At 73.0% G+C, this 19,180-nt stretch carries 9 protein-coding genes and 1 pseudogene; 1 reads left to right on the top strand and 9 read right to left on the bottom strand.

All coding sequences use genetic code 11. The features are described 5' to 3' along the window. Positions 1-3,539: multifunctional oxoglutarate decarboxylase/oxoglutarate dehydrogenase thiamine pyrophosphate-binding subunit/dihydrolipoyllysine-residue succinyltransferase subunit (locus ACWGDX_RS26185; RefSeq protein ID WP_453629315.1), on the top strand; the 3,539-nt coding region annotated here is incomplete at its 5' end. A gap of 212 nt (positions 3,540-3,751) precedes the next feature. On the opposite strand, the gene fxsT (ACWGDX_RS26180) is transcribed toward ACWGDX_RS26185, so the two are convergent. From fxsT (ACWGDX_RS26180) to fxsA, 9 genes and pseudogenes are all read right to left on the bottom strand, one after another. Then, positions 3,752-6,724: an FxSxx-COOH system tetratricopeptide repeat protein gene (gene fxsT, locus ACWGDX_RS26180; RefSeq protein ID WP_453629324.1), complete on the bottom strand. Its 2,973-nt coding sequence runs from the start codon at positions 6,722-6,724 to the stop codon at positions 3,752-3,754. A gap of 1,001 nt (positions 6,725-7,725) precedes the next feature. Further along, positions 7,726-9,027 (bottom strand): CHAT domain-containing protein, encoded by a 1,302-nt coding sequence (locus ACWGDX_RS26175; protein WP_453629313.1) that lies wholly within the window; start codon positions 9,025-9,027, stop codon positions 7,726-7,728. Further along, complete coding sequence (locus tag ACWGDX_RS26170; protein ID WP_453629311.1) at positions 9,017-11,074, bottom strand: hypothetical protein; 2,058 nt, start codon at positions 11,072-11,074, stop codon at positions 9,017-9,019. The genes ACWGDX_RS26175 and ACWGDX_RS26170 overlap by 11 nt, the downstream gene beginning before the upstream one ends. A 34-nt stretch (positions 11,075-11,108) precedes the next feature. Continuing rightward, positions 11,109-12,053 (bottom strand): AAA family ATPase, encoded by a 945-nt coding sequence (locus tag ACWGDX_RS26165; RefSeq protein WP_453629322.1) that lies wholly within the window; start codon positions 12,051-12,053, stop codon positions 11,109-11,111. Between the two features lie 122 nt (positions 12,054-12,175). Next, on the bottom strand, positions 12,176-12,661 hold the full coding sequence (locus tag ACWGDX_RS26160; RefSeq protein WP_453629309.1) for a CU044_2847 family protein: 486 nt from the start codon (positions 12,659-12,661) through the stop codon (positions 12,176-12,178). Between the two features lie 184 nt (positions 12,662-12,845). After that, positions 12,846-15,866, bottom strand: a complete 3,021-nt coding sequence (gene fxsT, locus ACWGDX_RS26155; RefSeq protein WP_453629307.1) for an FxSxx-COOH system tetratricopeptide repeat protein — start codon at positions 15,864-15,866, stop codon at positions 12,846-12,848. 78 nt (positions 15,867-15,944) lie between these two features. Beyond that, positions 15,945-17,330: an aKG-HExxH-type peptide beta-hydroxylase gene (locus ACWGDX_RS26150; protein ID WP_453629305.1), complete on the bottom strand. Its 1,386-nt coding sequence runs from the start codon at positions 17,328-17,330 to the stop codon at positions 15,945-15,947. A gap of 239 nt (positions 17,331-17,569) precedes the next feature. Beyond that, positions 17,570-18,817: pseudogene (locus ACWGDX_RS26145) on the bottom strand (FxsB family cyclophane-forming radical SAM/SPASM peptide maturase); the annotation flags it as partial. 159 nt (positions 18,818-18,976) lie between these two features. Further along, positions 18,977-19,180: an FxSxx-COOH cyclophane-containing RiPP peptide gene (gene fxsA / locus ACWGDX_RS26140; RefSeq protein ID WP_453629303.1), complete on the bottom strand. Its 204-nt coding sequence runs from the start codon at positions 19,178-19,180 to the stop codon at positions 18,977-18,979.

The raw sequence follows: 19,180 nt of genomic DNA, 5'->3' as shown, positions 1-19,180 counted from the left end.
CCCCCCGGCAGCCGGCCGCGCCCGTGACCCCGGCTCCCGTCCGGCAGGCTCCCGCCCCGGCGGCGGCTCCCGCCGCGCCCGCGCGGCCCGCACCCGCCGCTCCGGCGGCTCCCGCCGCCGCCCCGGCCGCCAAGGCCGCCCCGGCCCCGGCGAAGCCCGCCACGGCCGGCGAGGGCCCGGAGTATGTGACGCTGCGCGGCCCCTCGGCCGCCGTCGCGAAGAACATGAACGCCTCGCTGGAACTGCCCACGGCCACCTCCGTGCGCGCCGTCCCGGTGAAGCTGCTCTTCGACAACCGCATCGTCATCAACAACCACCTCAAGCGGGCCCGCGGCGGCAAGATCTCCTTCACGCACCTCATCGGGTACGCGATGGTGCAGGCGCTCAAGGCCATGCCGTCGATGAACTACTCCTTCGCGGAGCGCGACGGCAAGCCGACCCTGGTCAAGCCCGAGCACATCAACTTCGGTCTGGCCATCGACCTGGTGAAGCCGAACGGCGACCGCCAGCTCGTCGTCGCCGGCATCAAGAAGGCCGAGACGCTCAACTTCTTCGAGTTCTGGCAGGCGTACGAGGACATCGTCCGCCGCGCCCGCGCCAACAAGCTGACGATGGACGACTTCACCGGCGTCACCGTCTCGCTGACCAACCCGGGGGGCCTCGGCACGGTCCACTCCGTGCCGCGTCTGATGCCCGGTCAGTCGGTCATCATGGGCGTCGGCTCGATGGACTACCCGGCCGAGTTCCAGGGCACGTCGCAGGACACCCTGAACAAGCTGGGCATCTCCAAGGTCATGACGCTGACCTCGACCTACGACCACCGGGTCATCCAGGGCGCCGCCTCCGGCGAGTTCCTGCGCATCGTCAGCCAGCTCCTCCTCGGCGAGAACGACTTCTACGACGAGATCTTCCAGGCGCTGCGCATCCCGTACGAGCCGGTCCGCTGGCTCAAGGACATCGACGCCTCGCACGACGAGGACGTCACCAAGCCCGCGCGGGTCTTCGAGCTGATCCACTCCTACCGGGTGCGCGGCCATGTCATGGCCGACACCGACCCGTTGGACTACCTCCAGCGCAAGCACCCCGACCTGGACATCACCGAGCACGGGCTCACGCTGTGGGACCTGGAGCGGGAGTTCGCGGTCGGCGGCTTCGCCGGCAAGTCGATGATGAAGCTGCGCGACATCCTGGGCGTGCTGCGCGACTCGTACTGCCGCACCACCGGCATCGAGTTCATGCACATCCAGGACCCCAAGCAGCGCAAGTGGATCCAGGACCGCGTGGAGCGCCCGCACGCCAAGCCCGAGCGCGAGGAGCAGCTGCGCATCCTGCGCCGGCTCAACGCGGCCGAGGCGTTCGAGACGTTCCTCCAGACCAAGTACGTGGGCCAGAAGCGGTTCTCGCTGGAGGGCGGCGAGTCCGTCATCCCGCTGCTCGACGCCGTGCTGGACGCCGCGGCCGAGTCGCGGCTGGACGAGGTCGTCATCGGTATGGCCCACCGCGGCCGGCTGAACGTCCTGGCGAACATCGTGGGCAAGTCGTACGCGCAGATCTTCCGCGAGTTCGAGGGCAACCTCGACCCGAAGTCGATGCACGGCTCCGGCGATGTGAAGTACCACCTGGGCGCCGAGGGCACCTTCACCGGTCTGGACGGCGAGCAGATCAAGGTCTCGCTCACCGCCAACCCCTCGCACCTGGAGGCGGTCGACCCGGTCCTGGAGGGTGTCGTCCGCGCCAAGCAGGACATCATCAACAAGGGCGGTACGGACTTCACCGTGCTGCCGCTCGCGCTCCACGGCGACGCGGCCTTCGCCGGCCAGGGCGTCGTCGCCGAGACGCTCAACATGTCGCAGCTCCGCGGCTACCGCACCGGCGGCACGGTGCACATCGTGATCAACAACCAGGTCGGCTTCACCGCCTCCCCGGAGTCCTCCCGCTCCTCCATGTACGCGACCGATGTCGCCCGCATGATCGAGGCGCCGATCATCCATGTGAACGGTGACGACCCGGAGGCCGTGGTCCGCGTCGCGCGGCTCGCCTTCGAGTTCCGCCAGACGTTCAACAAGGACGTCGTGATCGACCTCATCTGCTACCGCCGCCGCGGTCACAACGAGGGCGACAACCCGCAGTTCACCAACCCGCAGATGGTCCGGCTGATCGACAAGAAGCGCTCGGTGCGCAAGCTCTACACCGAGTCGCTGATCGGCCGCGGCGACATCACGCTGGAAGAGGCGGAGCAGGCGCTCCAGGACTTCCAGGGCCAGTTGGAGAAGGTCTTCGCGGAGGTCCGCGAGGCCACCTCGCAGCCCGCCCCGGCCCAGGTGCCCGACGCCCAGGCCGAGTTCCCGGTCTCCGTCATCACCGGGGTCTCGCAGGAGGTCGTCAAGCGGATCGCCGAGTCGCAGGTCAACATCCCGGACTCGGTCACCGTCCACCCCCGGCTGCTGCCCCAGCTCCAGCGCCGCGCGTCCTCGGTGGACGACGGCACGATCGACTGGGGCATGGGCGAGACCCTCGCGATCGGCTCGCTGCTGATGGAGGGCACCCCGGTCCGGCTCTCCGGCCAGGACACCCGCCGCGGTACGTTCGGCCAGCGCCACGCGGTCCTCGTCGACCAGGAGACGGGCGAGGACTACACCCCGCTCCAGTACCTCACCGTCGAGCAGGCCCGTTACAACGTCTACGACTCGCTGCTCAGCGAGTACGCGGCGATGGGCTTCGAGTACGGCTACTCCCTGGCCAGGCCGGACGCGCTGGTCATGTGGGAGGCCCAGTTCGGTGACTTCGTCAACGGCGCGCAGACGGTCGTGGACGAGTTCATCTCCTCGGCCGAGCAGAAGTGGGGCCAGACCTCCGGCGTCACGCTGCTGCTGCCGCACGGCTACGAGGGCCAGGGCCCGGACCACTCGTCCGCGCGCCCGGAGCGCTTCCTCCAGATGTGCGCGCAGAACAACATGACGGTCGCCATGCCGACCCTGCCGTCGAACTACTTCCATCTGCTGCGCTGGCAGGTCCACAACCCGCACCACAAGCCGCTCGTCGTCTTCACCCCGAAGTCGATGCTGCGTCTGAAGGCCGCGGCCTCGAAGTCGGAGGAGTTCACCAACGGCGGCTTCCGCCCGGTGATCGGTGACACGAGCGTGGACCCGAACGCGGTGCGCAAGGTCGTCTTCTGCGCCGGCAAGGTCTACTACGACCTGGACGCCGAGCGGCAGAAGCGTGGCATCACGGACACCGCGATCCTGCGTCTGGAGCGGCTGTACCCGCTGCCGGGAGCGGAACTGCAGGCCGAGATCGCCAAGTTCCCGAACGCCGCGAAGTACCTGTGGGCGCAGGAGGAGCCGGCGAACCAGGGTGCCTGGCCGTTCATCGCGCTCAACCTGATCGACCACCTGGACCTGGCGGTCGGCGCCGATGTCCCGCACGGCGAGCGGCTGCGGCGTATCTCGCGCCCGCACTCCTCGTCGCCCGCGGTCGGCTCGGCCAAGCGCCACCAGGCGGAGCAGCAGCAGCTCGCCAGCGAGGTCTTCGACGCCTGACCCGTCGGCCACTCGACCCGCCCGGCCCGCCCGGCCCGCGTCGTACGGTCCGTACGGGCAGGAGGCCCGGTTCCGCGAACTTCGCGGGGCCGGGCCTCCGGCGTATCCGGATCCGTCCGGTGCGGGGACACACCGGTGCGGGGACACCGGCGGACGCGGGGACCGGCCGGGTGCGGCGGACGCGGTGTTTCCGACGAGCCCGTCGGACCAGCTCAGATGATCAGCGGCTCGAAGTCCCAGTGGGGCCGGACACGCTGCCGTGCCCCGGCCGTCACGGGGTGCCGCGCGCCCAGCGTCGCCGCCAGTCCGTTCAGCGCCTCCTCCTCCGTCCTGCCCGCCTCCTCGATCCGCCGCAGCGCCCGCAGATCGCCCGCGAGCCCCACCTGGCAGAGGAGGGTCAGCGGGTGATCCCGGCCCAGCGCCCGGAGCGCCCGCTCCACGGTGTCGCGGCTCAGCAGTGCCGCGCTCTCGTGGTCGCCGGTCCGGGTACGGGCGGTGGCGGTGTTGAGCGCGCATCCGACGGCCCAGGGATGGCCGGCGCCGACCGCCTCGCACATCCCGGCGTAGGTGCGCTCGATCTCCTCGCGGCCCGCGTCCCGTTCACCGAGGGCGAGGAGGGTCAGCCCCTTGTTGCCCCGCACTCCGACGGTGAACGGATGGGCGGGGCCGAGCATCGCGGAGTAGCGGCGCTCCACCTCCTCGTGCCGGGCGAGTGCCACGTCCAGGTTTCCCAGCTCGCGCTCCACCCAGGCACAGCTCGTCGCGATCATCGTGGTGAGCGGGTCCTCCTCGCCGAGCACCCGCTCACAGCGCGCCAGCACCTCGCCGAACAGCGGCCGGGCGCCGGCCCGGTCACCCGCGTGGTAGCGGCAGAGCGCCAGATTGTGTTCCGCGCGCAGCGTCTGCGGATTGTCGGCGCCGAGCACCTGCCGGTGTGTACGGGCGCTCAGCTCCTGGATGGCCTCGGCCTCGCGGTAACGGCCCAGCAGCCGCCGGTCGATGGCCTGGTTGATCTCCGAGTAGAGGGTCCAGCTGTGCCGTGGCGGAAGCTGTCTGCCGCGGATGGCGAGAGTGCGGCGGTCGACTTCGAGCGCCTCCTCGTACCGTCCGAGCAATCGCAGCGACACACCCAGGTTGTTCTGCGCGGTGAGGGTACGGGCGTCCTCCTCGCCGACGAGTGAGGCATACAGTCCGAGTGTGTCGCGGGAGAGCTCCAGGGCGTCCTGGTAGCGGCCGAGGCCCCGCAGATCGGCGGCGAGACCGCCGGCCGCGCGCAGATACTCCAGGTTCTGGACACCGTGCTCGGCGCGCCAGTACTCGCTGGCCGCGCGGTCGACGGCCTCGCTGCCGTGGTAGTCGCCGATGGCGCGCAGCAGATTGCCGTAGTGATGGCTGAGGTCCCAGATCCTCGGATGGGTCGGGCCGAGCAGTTCCCGCCAGCCGGCCATGGCCCGCTCGGCCAGCCGGATCCCGGATCCGTACTCGCCCGAGAGATACATGTAGCGCAGGCAGTTGAGAACCAGGGTGTGGATCGGGAGATCGGTGCTCCTGAGCACATCGGCCCATTTGAGATGGGGGGTGATCTCCGCGTACCGGGGCCAGAGCCGGGAGTCGGCCGGATTGCCGGGGTCCGCCAGTGTGAGCGCCCGCCGCGCCACCTCGATGAACTCCCGGTGATCCTCCGGGGGCATGTCCTGGTGGGCGATCTGATGGACCATCCGGTGCAGATAGAGCGGGTCACCGCCCGTCGTACCGGGGAGTACCACGGCGCCCGCCGGATCCGGGCCCTCGCGCTCGTCGTCTCCCAGGACACGCACCACCGCGTACTCGCGCAGCTTGCCGACCGCCCGCGCCCATCTCTCGGAGTCCTCGACCAGCGGGCGGAGCCGGTCCGGGAGCGCGTCCGGGGGCAGGTCCCGGATCAGCCGTACGGGGATGGCGCCGGGCGCGAAGAAGGTACACAGCCGCAACAGGTCGACGGACTCGGGGACGGTCTCGCGGAGCGTGTTGAGCAGGATCGCCCAGGCGGTCCGGAAAGCCGTCGGAAAGTCGGCCGAGACACTGACGGCGTCCTCCGCCCGGTCGTCGCGCAGGAGTTCGGTGTACACCTCGACCGGCATGCCGGACTCGTTGAGCCACCCCGCGGTCTGGTCGAGCAGCAGGGGCAGGTCCGCCAGCAGCGCCGCGAGCTGATCGGCCTCGGCGTGGGTCAGCCGCGGGGCCCGGCGGCGCAGGAAGTCGACCGACTCGTCCCGGGTGTAGGCCGGCACCTCGACCACGATGCCGGGGTGCCGGTCCCAGTCCGGGTGCCGGGAGGTGATCAGTACATGCCCCGGCCCGGTCGGCACCAGATCGGCGACGGCCTCGACGTCGTCGGCTCCGTCGAGGATCAGCAGCCAGCGCGCGTAGGGGTCACCGCGCCGCAGGGCGTCCCGTACCGCGCGCAGCCGCTCCCCGTACTCGGCCCCGGTGGCCAGCCCCAGCAGGGGCGCCAGATCGGCGAGTTGCTGCCGGAGGATGGACCGGCGGTCGGCGGAGACCCACCAGACCAGGTCGTAGTCGGAGCCGAAGCGGTGGACGTACTCGGCCGCGAGCTGTGTCTTGCCCACCCCGGACATACCGACCAGGGCCACCCGGGCCGTTTCGCCCCACTCCGCCAGCAGCCGGCGGGTCCGGTCCAGCAGCTCTTCCCGGCCGGTGAACCGGATGTTGCGGCGCGGCACTCCGCCCCGCACCTCGGGAGCGCCGGCCGGATAGCGGGGGCCGCGCCCGGCGGCCCCGTCCGGCAGATGGTCCCTGGGCAGGCCGAGTCCGAGCAGCAGCCGGCGCTCCGCGTCCACGGCGTCCAGGCGGATCAGCTCCACCGGGGCGAGGACCGAGGTGGCCGTGGGCAGTGCGGAGCCGGTGACGGAGACGGCCGCGAAGCGCCCGGAGCGGTCGGCGGTCACCTCGCGCAGTGCGCTGTTCCACTCGTCGTGGCCGCGCGGGCCGAGCCGGAGGAGCGCGTCGCTGAGAACGAGCAGGATCCGGCCCCGCACCGAGGGCAGCTCCCGCAGGGCCTCCGCGAGCGGGGTCTCGGGGGGCGGGTCCCACCGCAGATGGGTGACGCGCACCCCGCGCCGCTCCAGCCGGTCCCCGATCCAGCTCGCCCAGACCCGGTCGAAACCGGCGAAGACGATCAGGATGTCCTGGTCGGAGGGGGCTCCGGAGGGGGCTACGGAGCCCTCGGGCCCGCGCGCGGACCTGCGTTCGGGCGTGTGCTCGGGCCCGCGTTCAGGCCTGCGCTCGGGCTCCGGCTCGGTCTTGGATTCCGGCACGGATTCGGGTGCCTCCGCGCCGATCCGTCCCGCCGGGGGACTCGTCGGGGACTCGCTCCGTGGCGCCTCGCGGCGGGACTCCGCGGGATTGCCCAGTGCCCGGTCCAGGATGGCGCGCAGTCTGCCGGGCCTGCGCCGGGGCGGGGCCGCCGGTAAGGAGCCGGTGGGCCCGTCCCGGGTGTCCGGGGTGTCCGGGGTGTCCGGTGCCACGGGTGCTTCCCCGGGCGCTTCGGCGGGCGCCTCGGCCTCCCGAGGAGCCTCCCGAGGAACTCCCCGGGAAACCTCCCCAGGAGCCCGCGCAGGCGTGTTCTCGGGCGCGGGCGCGGGCGTGGGCGTGCGCTCGGGCATGTGCTCGGGCGTGGGCGTGGGCGCGGGCACACCCCCGGGCGCCTCCGGCAGGTACCCCACGATCCCGGCACCCGCACCCGCACCCGCGCCTTCGTCCTCGCCCGCGCCCGCGCCGGGACCCGATTCCCTGATCCGGCAGCGCAGTTCGGCCTTGCGTACGGGCATCCCCCACTGGTTGCTGATGGTCAGCCACAGCGAGGCGGGACCCGCCGTCCGGCCCGCCGTCACGACGAAGCGCGCCGGTCCGTACGTCCCGCCGAAGCGGTGCAGGACGACGCTGGGATCGTCCAGCACCTCACAGACGAAGTGCGGAGAGCCGTCGAGTCCGACGGTGAACGTGAACTCCTCGTCCTGGTAAGGCCACTCGGGACCGGGACCGGCGCCACGGCCGTCGCCGCCGCCGTCGCCGCCGGGCCCGAGCGGGCCCCGCAGATCGACCGTGACGAGATACGTGCGCCCCGCCTCCGCCTCGCGGGGCCGGCTGACGACGGGCTCGATCAGCAGGGGCCGCTCCGCGCTGGTCACGGTCCGCCCCCTTCCGGTCCCTCGTCGTCCCGCCGGCCGGTGAGCAGGAGTGTGGTGAGCGGATGGCCGTAGTACTGGAACATGAAGCTGTAGAGCAGACGCAGGACCCGTTTCTGGCCGTCCTTGTCGACTTTCCCGTCATCATGCTGGATACGGGGGATGTCCGACAGGGGGCCGAAGTCGTCCAGCGCACGGGCCCTGAAGGCGCGCAGCGAATGGGTCACGGGCCGCTCGGGCTCCGCCGTCACCTCCCGTACCAGCTGTCCGATCAGATCGCGGGCCTCGCTGTCCCCGACCTTGCCCGCGGTGACGATGGCGCCGCCCGCGCCCTTGCGGAGGAAGAGTTCGGCGAAGCCGCGCAGCGCGTCCTCGCCTCCCGCGCCGTTGTCCACGAACCGTCCGGAGTGGCAGGCGTTGAGACAGACCAGTGCCTGGTCCTCGTGGAGTACGGTCATCGCCCGCTCGTCCAGCTCCGCCCAGGTCACCTCGGCGAGCGAGAGCGCGCTGAGCCGCTCGTCGTAGGTGCCGTGGGCGGCCATGTAGACGAGTCCGGTCGGTTCGCCGGGGTGCTCGTCCAGGGCGTCGAGGAAGCTGCTCATCCTCAGATGGGGCTGATGGGCGTAGTCCCGGAAGGCGGCGATGTCGTGCCGCATCTCCCGGTGGAAGTAGCCGAGCACCCGGCCCGCGCAGACGCCGGGGGTGTGTGGCAGACCGTGGTCCAGCTCATGGATCGTCGTCCAGCGCGACATGACGACCAGCGCGCCCAGCAGCCCGCCCGCCAGGCCGTGTCCGGGGTCGGCGGGCAGCCAGAGGGTCTCCCAGGGGAGTTCGTATCCGGTGTCGTCCCAGATCAGGAGATGCAGCTCGGCGCCGTGCTCCGCGCGGGCCCGGTTGATCCAGTCGGCGAGCCGCCGTTGATTGGCCGACCAGCGGCGGATGGCACGCAGGAGTTCGGACGGCGCCTCACCGCCCGCGCGGGCGTTGCCGAGGCCGATCGCGGGCGGGCGCAACTGGGTGGCGCCCGAGATGTACGGCAGCGGGGCGACGCCCTCGCAGCGCGCGCTGAACCCGAACGCCTCCCGGCCGCTCGGATGGCGTCCCCGTTCGACCCTGATCACCGCCATCGCGTGCGGGAGACGGGCGCCGGGGTCCACCGGGGCCGCGCCCAGGGCTTCCGGCTCGCCCGGCTCGGCTTCCACGGGGACGGGGGTACGGTGTGGCCGCTGGGCCGCGCGGGGCAGCCGCGCGCCCGCCGTGCCGGCGAGCCACCGGGTGAGCCGGTGGGGTTCACCACCCATCGCCGCTCACCGCCTCGGTGGTGGCCCGTCCCTCGACGACCGTGCCGCCGAGGGCGTCCGCGAGGAGATGGGGCAGTTCGGCGTACGGCCGGCGCAGCGGATCGAGGACGACGCTGTGCAGCCGGGTACGGTCCATACCGCCGATCCGGGCCGCGACGGCGAGGGCGTCCTCGACACCCGTGCGGCCGACCGGGCCGTCCGGCGTACGGCCGCGGCGGCTCGCGTCCAGCGGCACATTGCCCCGGCCGTCGGTGACCACGACCAGCCAGGCCTCCACCAGACCCGCCCGGTGGTGCTGGAAGGCGCGGCGCAGGGCCTGTGCCGCCTGGTCGAGACCGTGGGCGAGCGGGGTGGCGCGGCCGGGCGGCCGGACCAGCGCGGCCGCGATGCGCGGGTCGAGGACGCTGCGGGCGGCGAACGACTCGGCCCGTAACCCGCTCACCGCGTCCCCGCGGCCGACCTCGACCACATGGGCCGACGCCCGGCTGACATAGGCCCACTGGAGGAACGGTTCGAGCGCGTCCCGCCAGGGCAGGTCGGAGCGGCAGGTGTGATCGAGGACCAGGGCGAGCAGCCGCTCCGGCTCGGGGGCGCGCGCGTAGCCGCGCAGATCGCCCGGCGCTATCGCCAGCCGCGCTGGATTCCCGCGTACCGCCTGGTATTTGGCGGCCTCCATCGCCGTTCGGACGAAGGCGAGGTCGCGCAGATCGTGGGAGCGCCGTACCCCGATGACGGGTCCGCGGGTGGAGGCCGGTCCCGCGGCCCGGGGCCAGGGGGTGCGCAGGGAGGCGGACTCGGCCGACGGCGCGGTCCGGTCCTCCGGATACGGGGTGGCGGGCGCTCCCGCCTCCGGGACGGGTCCCGGTCCGATGCTCTCCGCGGGCTCCGGCGCGAGCACCGGCCGGCCCGCGGGCATCCGGCGCTGCCCGTCGGGGCCGCGGTCCGTACGGCGCGGTGCGCGCCCGGGGCGGTCGCCGGGGCGTGGCGGCTCCGGCGGTACGAGGCCGGGGCCGGACGCGGGGGCGGCGACGGACGGGAGCGGGGCCCCGGGGAGTCCGATCAGCCGCGCGGCCTCGTCGGCGCGGGCGGCCGTGACCTCGGTGGCACCGTCGAGCCGGGCCAGCGCGCGGGCGATCCGGGCCAGCGCGAGGGCCCGTCGGTGACCGGCGTCGGGGCCGAGCAGTTCCAGTACGCGCGGGGCGAGCTCCTCGGCGAGCGCGAGGGGCGGCCGGGACGCCCCCGGGGCCAGTGCGGCCCGCCAGGCGTCCGGGAGCGGGCCCAGGGGGTCCGTGAAGCGGTCACCGAGGTCCATGGCGTCCGTGACGCGGTCACCGAGAGGGGCGCCGGGAGGGCCGGTGCCCGGCGGTGGTGTGCCGGTGCCGGTGCCGGGGAGCGTACGGAGTCCGGCGACGGAGAGGCGGACCGGGAAGCGGTCGAGGAGATGCGGCGGGACACGTTCGGTGTCCTCGGCGCGGCAGACGGCCAGCCAGCGGGCGCGTGGCCGCCATCGGTGGCGCAGCCCCGAGTGCTCGACCGTGGCGACGTCGGCGCCGAGGAGCTGCACCGCGGCCCGCATGCCGGACACGCTGAGCCGGGCGAGATCGGGCACGACGACCAGTGAGGGACCGGCGGGCGACTCGGTGAGCGGGCCGGGTACGAGCGTGAAGCTGATGCCGTCGGGGCCGCGCGCCAGCCGGGGGCGTATCCAGAGGTCCTCGTCCCTGGTCGCCGCGCCGAGGGTGGTCAGGGACACGGCCCGGTCGGGCCCGCCGGCTCCCTCGGGTGCTCCGGCGGTCCGGCCGACCAGAGCGGCGAACACCTCGGTGACGGGGGCGGTCAGCTCGGGCGGCAGATCGAACAGCAGCACACCGGGCAGTCCGGGCTCGACGGCGGCACAGACCAGGACGGCCAGCAGCCGCCGCGCGAGCTCGTCGGAGCCGAGGGAGGAAGCCGGGGTCCGGACCGGGGACGGGACCGGGGACGGGGCCTGGGCCGCAATCGGAACCTGGACCTGGTCCCGGGCCTGGTCCCGGGGATTCTCAGGCATCTCGGGTATCTGGGGTGTCTCGGGCATGTGCCGGTCAGCCGAACAGGTCCTCGACGCGCGCGTCGTCGTCGGGCCCCCACTCGAAGGTGCCGCCATGCGTGGACTCGGGCCGCCGGTGGCGCAGGGCGAACGGCAGGACCCTGCGGACATGTCCGGGCTCGACCCGCGCCGCGCCCTCCTTCGCGGCCAGGGCGCGGGCGGCCTGCACGGTGACGAGTTCGCCGCGGTGGCCCACGGCGGAGAGCCGCCCCGCGGCCTCGGCGCAGAGCCTGCCGATCCCCTCCCCGACCTCGACCCCGGGCAGCGCGGTCCTGGCGGCCAGCAGCGCGTTCTTCAGCGTGGCGCCCTCCGCCGCGGCGTCGGCCCGCCAGACGGACGTCTCCTCGGCCAGCTCCTCCTCGAAGGTCAGCACCGTCATGATCACGCGGTGGCGCGCCTCGGTGTCCAGCTCGGCGGCGGTCACCATGAGACCGAAGCGGTCGAGAAGCTGCGGGCGCAGTCCGCCCTCCTCGGGGTTCATGGTGCCGACGAGCCCGAAGGAGAGATGCCTGTCCGCGGCGATGCCCTCGCGCTGGACGGAGAGCACACCGGTGGAGACCACGTCCAGGATGATGTTGACGAGATGGTCGTCCAGGAGATTGACCTCGTCGACGTACAACAGCCCTTTCTCATGGGCCTCTTCGAGCAGTCCGGACTGTTCTCGCGCCTCGCCGCGCATCAGCGCGTCCAGTTCCCAGCCACCGAGCACCCGGTCGTCGGTGGCGTTGATGGGCAGGGTGACGGGCAGTTCGCCGCGGGACATCAGCGCGAAGGCCCTGACGACGGTGGACTTGGCGGTGCCGCGCTGGCCGGTGATCAGCACCCCGCCGATGCGCGGGGCGATGAAGTTCAGCTCCAGGGCCAGCTTGAGGTCGTCCTGTCCGACGACCCGGCTGTACGGGAGGATCGGAATGGCCGGTACGGGTACGGGCGCGGTCACCGCGGCCGAGGCCGCCGCTGCCGGGGCCGCCTCAGGTACGGGGTCGGGCGCGGGAGCCGTTTCCGATGCGGCGGGGCCGGTCGTCTCGCCGGGGTCCGGTGCGGCGCCGTCGGTCTCCCCCGTCACGGAGTCGCTCCCGCCGGAGTACCCGGGACCGGTCCGCCCGCCGCGCCGCCCTCGGGAGCGATCGCCGCGCCGCCCGCCGGTCCGCCCGCCGGGGCGGCTCCCGTACCGCCCGGCTGCCAGCGGAAGGTGATCTGGAGCTGGGCCTCGGCCCCGGCCTTCACGACCGCCGCCATGCCCGCGTCCAGCGTGATCGACACCTGTAACTCGATCTCGTCGGGGCGGAGCCCCTCCCCCAGGTCGCCGAGTCTGCGCATGGCCTGCGAGGCACAGCGCCGCGCCAGATCGAGTCCCTCGCCGTACGAGTCCCTGGCCACCTGTATGACCCGCCGCGCCGCGCCGTCCCGGGTGTCCTCGCCCTCGTACACGGCGTCGTACACGGCGTCCAGGCCCTCGGCCGGGACCGGCTCGTACCTCCGCGTGTCAATCACGACGGGGATCGGTCCGTCCTCCCCCGGCGCCGTGGGACCCACGATGACCGTCATGCGTCTCCCCCCTCCACCGCTCAAGGGCCCTGTTCTACAGGACCCTTGACGGCGTTTCAGCACTTTCCCCGAACCCGCCCGCCGACGGCCGGGACCGGGTCGGGACCCGGTCGGGACCGAGGCCGGCCCTGGACGCGGCCCGCCCGGCCACGGCGCGGGCGGGACGCGTCGGAGCTCGGACCGGTCAGATGATCGGCGGCTCGAAGTCCCAGTACGGCCGGGTACGCGACCGGGCCGCGACGGTGTGCACATGCTGGGCGCCGAGCGTGGCCACCAGGTCGTCCAGGGCCTCGCCCTCGGCCTTCTCGGCGCGCTGCGCGTCCCCCAGGGCCCGCAGATCCGCCGCGTACGCGATACGGGCGGAGAGCGTCAGCGGGTGGGTACGGCCGAGGACCTCGGAGGCACGTGTGATGGTGCCGTTGGTCAGCGCGGCGGCGCCCTCCAGGTCGCGCACGATATTGCGCAGCGCGGAGGCGTTGATGGCGCAGCCCAGGGTCCACGGGTGGTTCTCGCCCACGACCCGTGTCATATCCGCGAGGGCGTCCTCGATGAGCACATGGGCCTGGTCCCGTTCCCCGACATTGCGCAGGATCAGGGCGTGGTTGGCACGGGTGCCCGCCACATACGGATGGCCCTCGCCGAGCATCGCCACATAGCCGTCGACCACATGGTCGCTTATGGCCATGGCCTGGTCGATGTCGCCGTGCTCACGGGCGAAGCAGCTCTGGCTGGCCGCGAACATCATCGTCAGCGGGTCCTGTTCGCCCAGGACACGCTCGCAGCTCTCCAGGACCTGGGTGAACAGCGCCCCCGCCTTGCCGCGTTCGCCCGCCCGGTAGAGGCACAGCGCGAGATTGTGCTCGGCGCGCAGCGTCTGCGGATTGTCCCGGCCGAGCACGATGCGGTGCACGCGCACGCTCTGCGACTGGAGCGACTCGGCCTCGCTGTAGCGGCCGAGCAGCCGCAGGTCCGTGGCGTAGTTGATCTCGGAGAAGAGTGTCCAGGCGTGCCGTGGCCGCAGAAGCTGCCGACGGGCCTCCAGGGTGCGCCGGTTGAGTTCCAGCGACTCGTTGTACCGGCCGAGCAGCCGGTGCGAGATGGCCAGGTTGTTCTGGGCGTTGAGGGTACGGGAGTCCTGCTCGCCGAGGAGTTCGCGGTACGAGGCGAGGATCCAGCCGGAGATCTCGAAGGCCTCCTCGTACCGGCCGAGACCGCGCAGATCCGCGGCGAGCCCGCCCGCGGCGCGCAGATGCTCCAGATCCTTCGGGCCCTTCTCCGCGCGCAGATGCTCGACGGCGGCCCGCTCGATGACCTCCGTGCCGGCGTAGTCGCCGACGGCGCGCATCACATTGGCGTAGTGGTAGCTGAGGTCCCAGATCCTCGGATGGGTCTCGCCGAGGAGCACCCGCCAGGCCTTCAGCGCGCGTCTGCCGAGGTTGATCCCGGCCCGGTACTCGCCCGAAAGGTACATGTAGCGCAGGCAGTTGAGGATCAGGGTGTGCATCGCCGGGTCGGTGCTCCGGAGTACGTCGGCCCACTTGAGATGGGGGGTGATCTCCGCGTACCGGGGCCAGAGCCGGGTGTCGGTGGGCCGGCCCGGGTCGGCCTGCACCAGGGCCCGCCGTACGACCTCGATGAACTCCTTGTGGTCCTGCGAGGGCATGTCCTGGTGGACGATCTGGTGGACCATCCGGTGCATGTAGAGCGTGTCGCCGGCCACCCCGGCCAGCCCCTCGCCGTTGACCGAGTCGTGGACCTCGCGCTCGCCGACCCCGGCGGCGCGCACGACGGCGTACTGGCGCAGCTTGCCGATCGCCCGTGCCCACCGCACCGGGTCGTCGACCAGCCCGCGGAGCTTCTCCGGGAGCGTGTCCGGTGGCAGGTCCCGTACCAGCCGTACGGGGATGGCGCCGGGCGCGAAGAACGTACAGAGCCGGAGCAGGTCGACCGATTCGGGGACCGTCTCACGGAGCTTGTTGAGCAGTATCGACCAGCCGGTCTGGAAGGCGAGCGGGAAGTCGGCGGAGACCCTGACGACATCCTGGTCGATGCCGTCCTTCAGCAGCTCGATGTACTCGTCGACCGACATGTCCGAGTCGTTGAGCCAGCCGGCCGTCTGGTCGAGCAGCAGCGGCAGGTCTTCGAGCGCCTCCGCGAGCTGGTCCGCCTCCGAGTGGGTCAGCCGGGGCGCCCGGCGGCGTACGAACGCCACCGACTCCTCGCGGTCGTAGACCGGGACCTCCAGCAGGGCGCTGTTGTGCTCGCCCCACTCCGGGTTGCGCGCCGTGATCAGCACATGCCCGGGACCGGTCGGCACCAGATCCCAGATCTGGTCGGGTTCGTCGGCGCCGTCCAGGACGAGCAGCCACCGGCTGTACGGGTCGCCCCGGCGCAGCGCGTCACGCGCCGCGCGCAGCCGCTCGCCGTACTCCACACCGGTGGACAGGCCGAGTGCCGGGGCGAGTTCGGCGAGTTTCTGCCGGCAGGTGACGCGCTTGTCGGCGGAGACCCACCAGACCACGTCGTACTCCGCGCCGAAGCGGTAGACGTACTCGGCCGCGAGCTGTGTCTTGCCCACGCCCGACATCCCGTGCAGGGTGACCACTCCGGCGCCGCTGCCGGCCGCCTGGAGCGCGTGGTAGGCGTCGTTGAGCAGGGGCTCGCGGCCCGTGAAGCGCGTGTTGCGGCGGGGGACCCCGCCCCACACGTCGGGCGTGTCGGCCGGGTAGCGGGGGCCGCGCCGGGTGTCCACCGGCTCCGCGTGCGTATCGGCGGGCAGGCCCAGACGGGTGAGGATGCGCCGCTCGGCCTCCTCCTGACCGAGGGTGGTCAGATCGGCGGCGGCGAGGACGGCGGTGGCACCGGGCAGCGCGGAGGTGGTGATGGTGACGGCGGCGAACCGGTCGGGCTCGGGGGCCACGACCTCGCGCAGCGCCCTGTTCCACTCGTCGTGGGTGCGCGGGCCGAGCTGGAAGTACCAGTCGCTGAGGATGACCAGCACAGGGCCGGGGGCGAGCAGCAGATCGCGCAGCGACTCCTCCAGCGGTGTCTCCACCGGGGGGTCCCAGCGCTGGTAGACGACCGGGAGTCCGCGCCGCTCCAGACGGTCCCCGATCCAGGCCGCCCAGGGCCGGTTGAAACCCGCGAAACTGATGGTGACAGCCTGCGGCCCGGTTGCTCCAACTGGCTTACGCACTGCGGGCATTCGGCCGTCTCCCTGCATCGTCATACGCCCTTTTAACATACCCCGGAGCCCCGGGATTCCATCCCGGTGCGCGCCGCTTCACGTTCCGTTCCTTTGGCGCCAGATCATCCGCGCCGTACGTACATACGCCACCGCCCGGGTGAGATGGCCGGGCGGTGGCGGGGTGTCCGTGAGCCGGTGGTACATCGCGATCATCTCGTTGACGAGGACACGGCCTTCCGGGGTCAGCGCCCCGGAGCCGGCCAGCACCGGCAGGACCGCGCCGACCTGTTCGCGGCAGCGGGCGTGTTCGGCCCAGGCCTGGTCGCGGTGGGAGAGCCGGTCGGCGGCGAGCGCGAAGCGCTGCCAGTAGTCGGCGAGCGCGATGTGCGAGTAGGCGCCCTGGAGCAGTCCGTCGAAGGGCCGGGCGTCGGAGCGCCAGGGGGCGAAGTGCCGGGGCGTCGCGTCCTCGTGGTGCAGCGGGGCGAGGGCGGCGAGCGCGGCGAGTTTGGTGTGCTGGAGTTCATGGACGAGCGTGGACGCGAAGAAGGCGGGGGTGGCCGGCCGGCTGCTGAGAACGGCGCCGAACGCCTCGCGGCGGGTGCCGCTGCAGTGTGCCGCGCCCTCGCCGGTGGGCGCGGCGCCGGGCGGCGGGGCGAGCGGGACCACGCAGTGCAGCAGGGCCGCCGTCTCGGCCGGACGGTGCGGTCCGCCGATACGGAGCAGCGGCTCCACCCCGGCCCAGGACCGGGCCCAGGTGGTGCGTTCACCGGCGTCGAGGCTGGTGACGGCGGACAGACCGTGCCGTTCCAGACCGCTGCCCGCCGTGCGGTACGGATCGAGGTCGTCCAGCGGTACGGGCGCGGCTCCGGGCCGTACGGCGGGCAGCGTGACCACGGGCAGCCAGCGCGGGTCGTCGGCGCGCGTGCCGTCGGCCGTGATCCGTACGGTGACGGGCGCGGCGGAGCCCTGGCGGAGCGTCACACGGTCCGCCGTCAGTTCGGCGTCGACCTGGGCGGGCGGTCCCGGTTCGGTGCGCAGCGCGCCGAGGGTCGGCAGCGCGAGCAGCCCGTCCTGGGACGTCAGCCGGGTGGTGAAGGGCAGCCGGGCGCGGATCGCGGCGGCGGCGGCGAGCGCGCTGAAGTGGGCGAGATCGGCGGGGAGTCCGGGGGCGGGCCCGGGGGCGGTGAGGCCGCGCAGACAGCTCTGCGCCCAGGGGCCCACGAGCGGATAGAGCAGTACGGTCCGCACGGCGGCCCGGTCGGCGCGCTCCGCCGCCTCCAGCAGCGCCCAGTCCTGGCGGAGCCGGTCGAGCGCCGCGGGCGGGCAGAGGGAGGGCGGTGCCGCCCCGGCGGCGTCGAGCAGGGCGCGCAGCAGGACGAGACGGCGGGTGTGCTGGTCGCGTACGAGCAGTCCGAGGGTCTCGGATCCGCCTTCGGTACGGCCGAGTTCACGCAGCACCGGCTCCGGAACGGCGAGGCTCACCGGGAGTCTCCCGTCGTCGTCGCGGCGGCGTGGGCGCCGCCGACAGCTTCGTCCCCGGCCCCGGGCTCGGCCCCGGGCTCGGCCGGACCGGCGTGAGTCGTACCGTCGCGGGTCACCTCGGCGCGGGTCACCTCGGCGCGGGTCACCTCGGCATGAGTCGTACCGTCGCGAGGTGCACCGGCATGAGTCGTACCGTCGCGGGGCGCACCGGCGACGGCGGCGGCGACCCGGATCGCCTCCGGCCGCGCCGCCGTTATCGCTTCGCCGAGTCTGGCCGCCACATGCCGGATCAGTCGCTCCAGATCCGCGCAGTAGACGGAGGGATGGCCGAAGCCGTCTCCCGCGCGGTAGCGGTGCGCGTAGTTGCCGCCGCCGCAGACGGTGAGCAGGGGGCAGACCCGGCAGCCCGCCGCGAGCGCCGCCGCGCCCGCCTGCCGGGCGGCGACCCCGGGGTGGCTCAGGGCGTCGTCGAAGGAGTGGCGGAAGACGTCGAGTCCGGTGGCGGCGGCCGTGTCGTAGGCGGACTTGAGCGAGTCGACCTGCTCGATGGCGCCGTCGGTCTCGATCACGACGGCGTTGACGGGATCGAGCCCGAGGGACTCGGTGGCGGCGGGCAGTCCCAGCAGCAGGGCGAGACACTCCTCGAAGAGCCGGATCCGGGTCTCCCTGCGCCCCGCCGACCACCAGCGGTCGAAGACCGTGCTGAGCCAGTCGCCGTACGGGGTGGGGCGGCTGGCGCCGGGGCCGTGGCGGCGCGGGTCCATGGCGGGCAGACCGGGCGGCGGTGTGGTCCAGTTCCCGTGCGGCAGCAGGAGATCGAGGGCGGGCGGGCCGAGCTCCAGCAGGGATTCGTACATCTCGACCGGATCGGTCCGCGGGTCGACGACGGTGAGGATGCCCGCGTATGCCTCGGGGTGGTGCGCCGCGAGCAGGCGCGTGCCGCGTACGGCGGCGGGCCAGGAGGGCCGCCCCGCGTGATCGGTGCGGAGTGTGTTGTGCGCGGGCCGCCCGCCGTCGAGGCTGACACCGACACGTATCGAGTGCCGGGCGAGGGTGGCGATCCGGCGCTCGGTGAGCAGGGTGGCGTTGGTCTGCACGGTGGCGTGGACCGTACGCTCCCGGCCCGCCCGTTCGCGTACGAGACCGGCGAAGGCGGCCAGCCGGCCGGCGCCCGCGAGCAGCGGCTCACCGCCGTGCAGCACGAGAGCCAGCTCGCTCAGCGCGTGCGCGTCCGCGTGCTCGGCGATCCGGGCGGCGGCGCGGTCCAGGACCTCGGGCGGGGCCGCGGCGGGGCGGTCGCGCCAGGTCCGGTCGGGGCCCTCGTACAGATAGCAGTAGCGGCAGGCGAGATTGCACCGGCCGTGCACCTTGACGATGAACTGCCCGAAGGGAACGGTCTCCCGGGGCGTCCGGAAACCGGGCGCCCCGGCATACGGGTACGCCGAGCCGCGCGGACTCCCCCGTCGAGCCACGTCCGTAACCCCCATGATGTACGGCGTCCGCGCGGCCCCGCCCGTCTGTCCGGGACAGCCGGGGCCGCCTGGCCGAAGGCGTGGTTCCCTCGATGACCGGGGAGGCAAACCCCCGCCGGGCAAGGTTGACCGGTTCAACGGTGTCCCGGACCGAAACGGGCACGAAACCACTTCTCAGAAGGCGTTGTTGAACCCCCACAGCATTTCCCGCGGCTGCTCCGCCCTGCCCCGCAGATCCGCCACCACCTCGGTCAGCACCGGGTGGTCGAGGGTCCGCAGTGTCTCCAGGTCCAGTGCCAGCAGATCGGGCAGCGCGCCGCCGCCCTGTGTCCCGGCGTTCGGCACCCCGTCCGCCGCGCCGTGCACCACGTCGCTCAT

The sequence above is a fragment of the Streptomyces sp. NPDC055025 genome, from assembly GCF_053608565.1.
The sequence above is the reverse complement of the archived record's forward strand: the minus strand, read 5'-3'. Positions and strand labels throughout refer to the sequence as shown.

Bases quoted from the DNA above. Each gene is read 5' to 3' on its own strand.
- ACWGDX_RS26175 (WP_453629313.1), bottom strand. From the start codon at position 9,027: ATGGGTGGTGAACCCCACCGGCTCACCCGGTGGCTCGCCGGCACGGCG.
- fxsA (WP_453629303.1), bottom strand. From the start codon at position 19,180: ATGAGCGACGTGGTGCACGGCGCGGCGGACGGGGTGCCGAACGCCGGG.
- ACWGDX_RS26160 (WP_453629309.1), bottom strand. From the start codon at position 12,661: ATGACGGTCATCGTGGGTCCCACGGCGCCGGGGGAGGACGGACCGATC.
- fxsT (WP_453629307.1), bottom strand. From the start codon at position 15,866: ATGCCCGCAGTGCGTAAGCCAGTTGGAGCAACCGGGCCGCAGGCTGTC.
- ACWGDX_RS26170 (WP_453629311.1), bottom strand. From the start codon at position 11,074: ATGCCTGAGAATCCCCGGGACCAGGCCCGGGACCAGGTCCAGGTTCCG.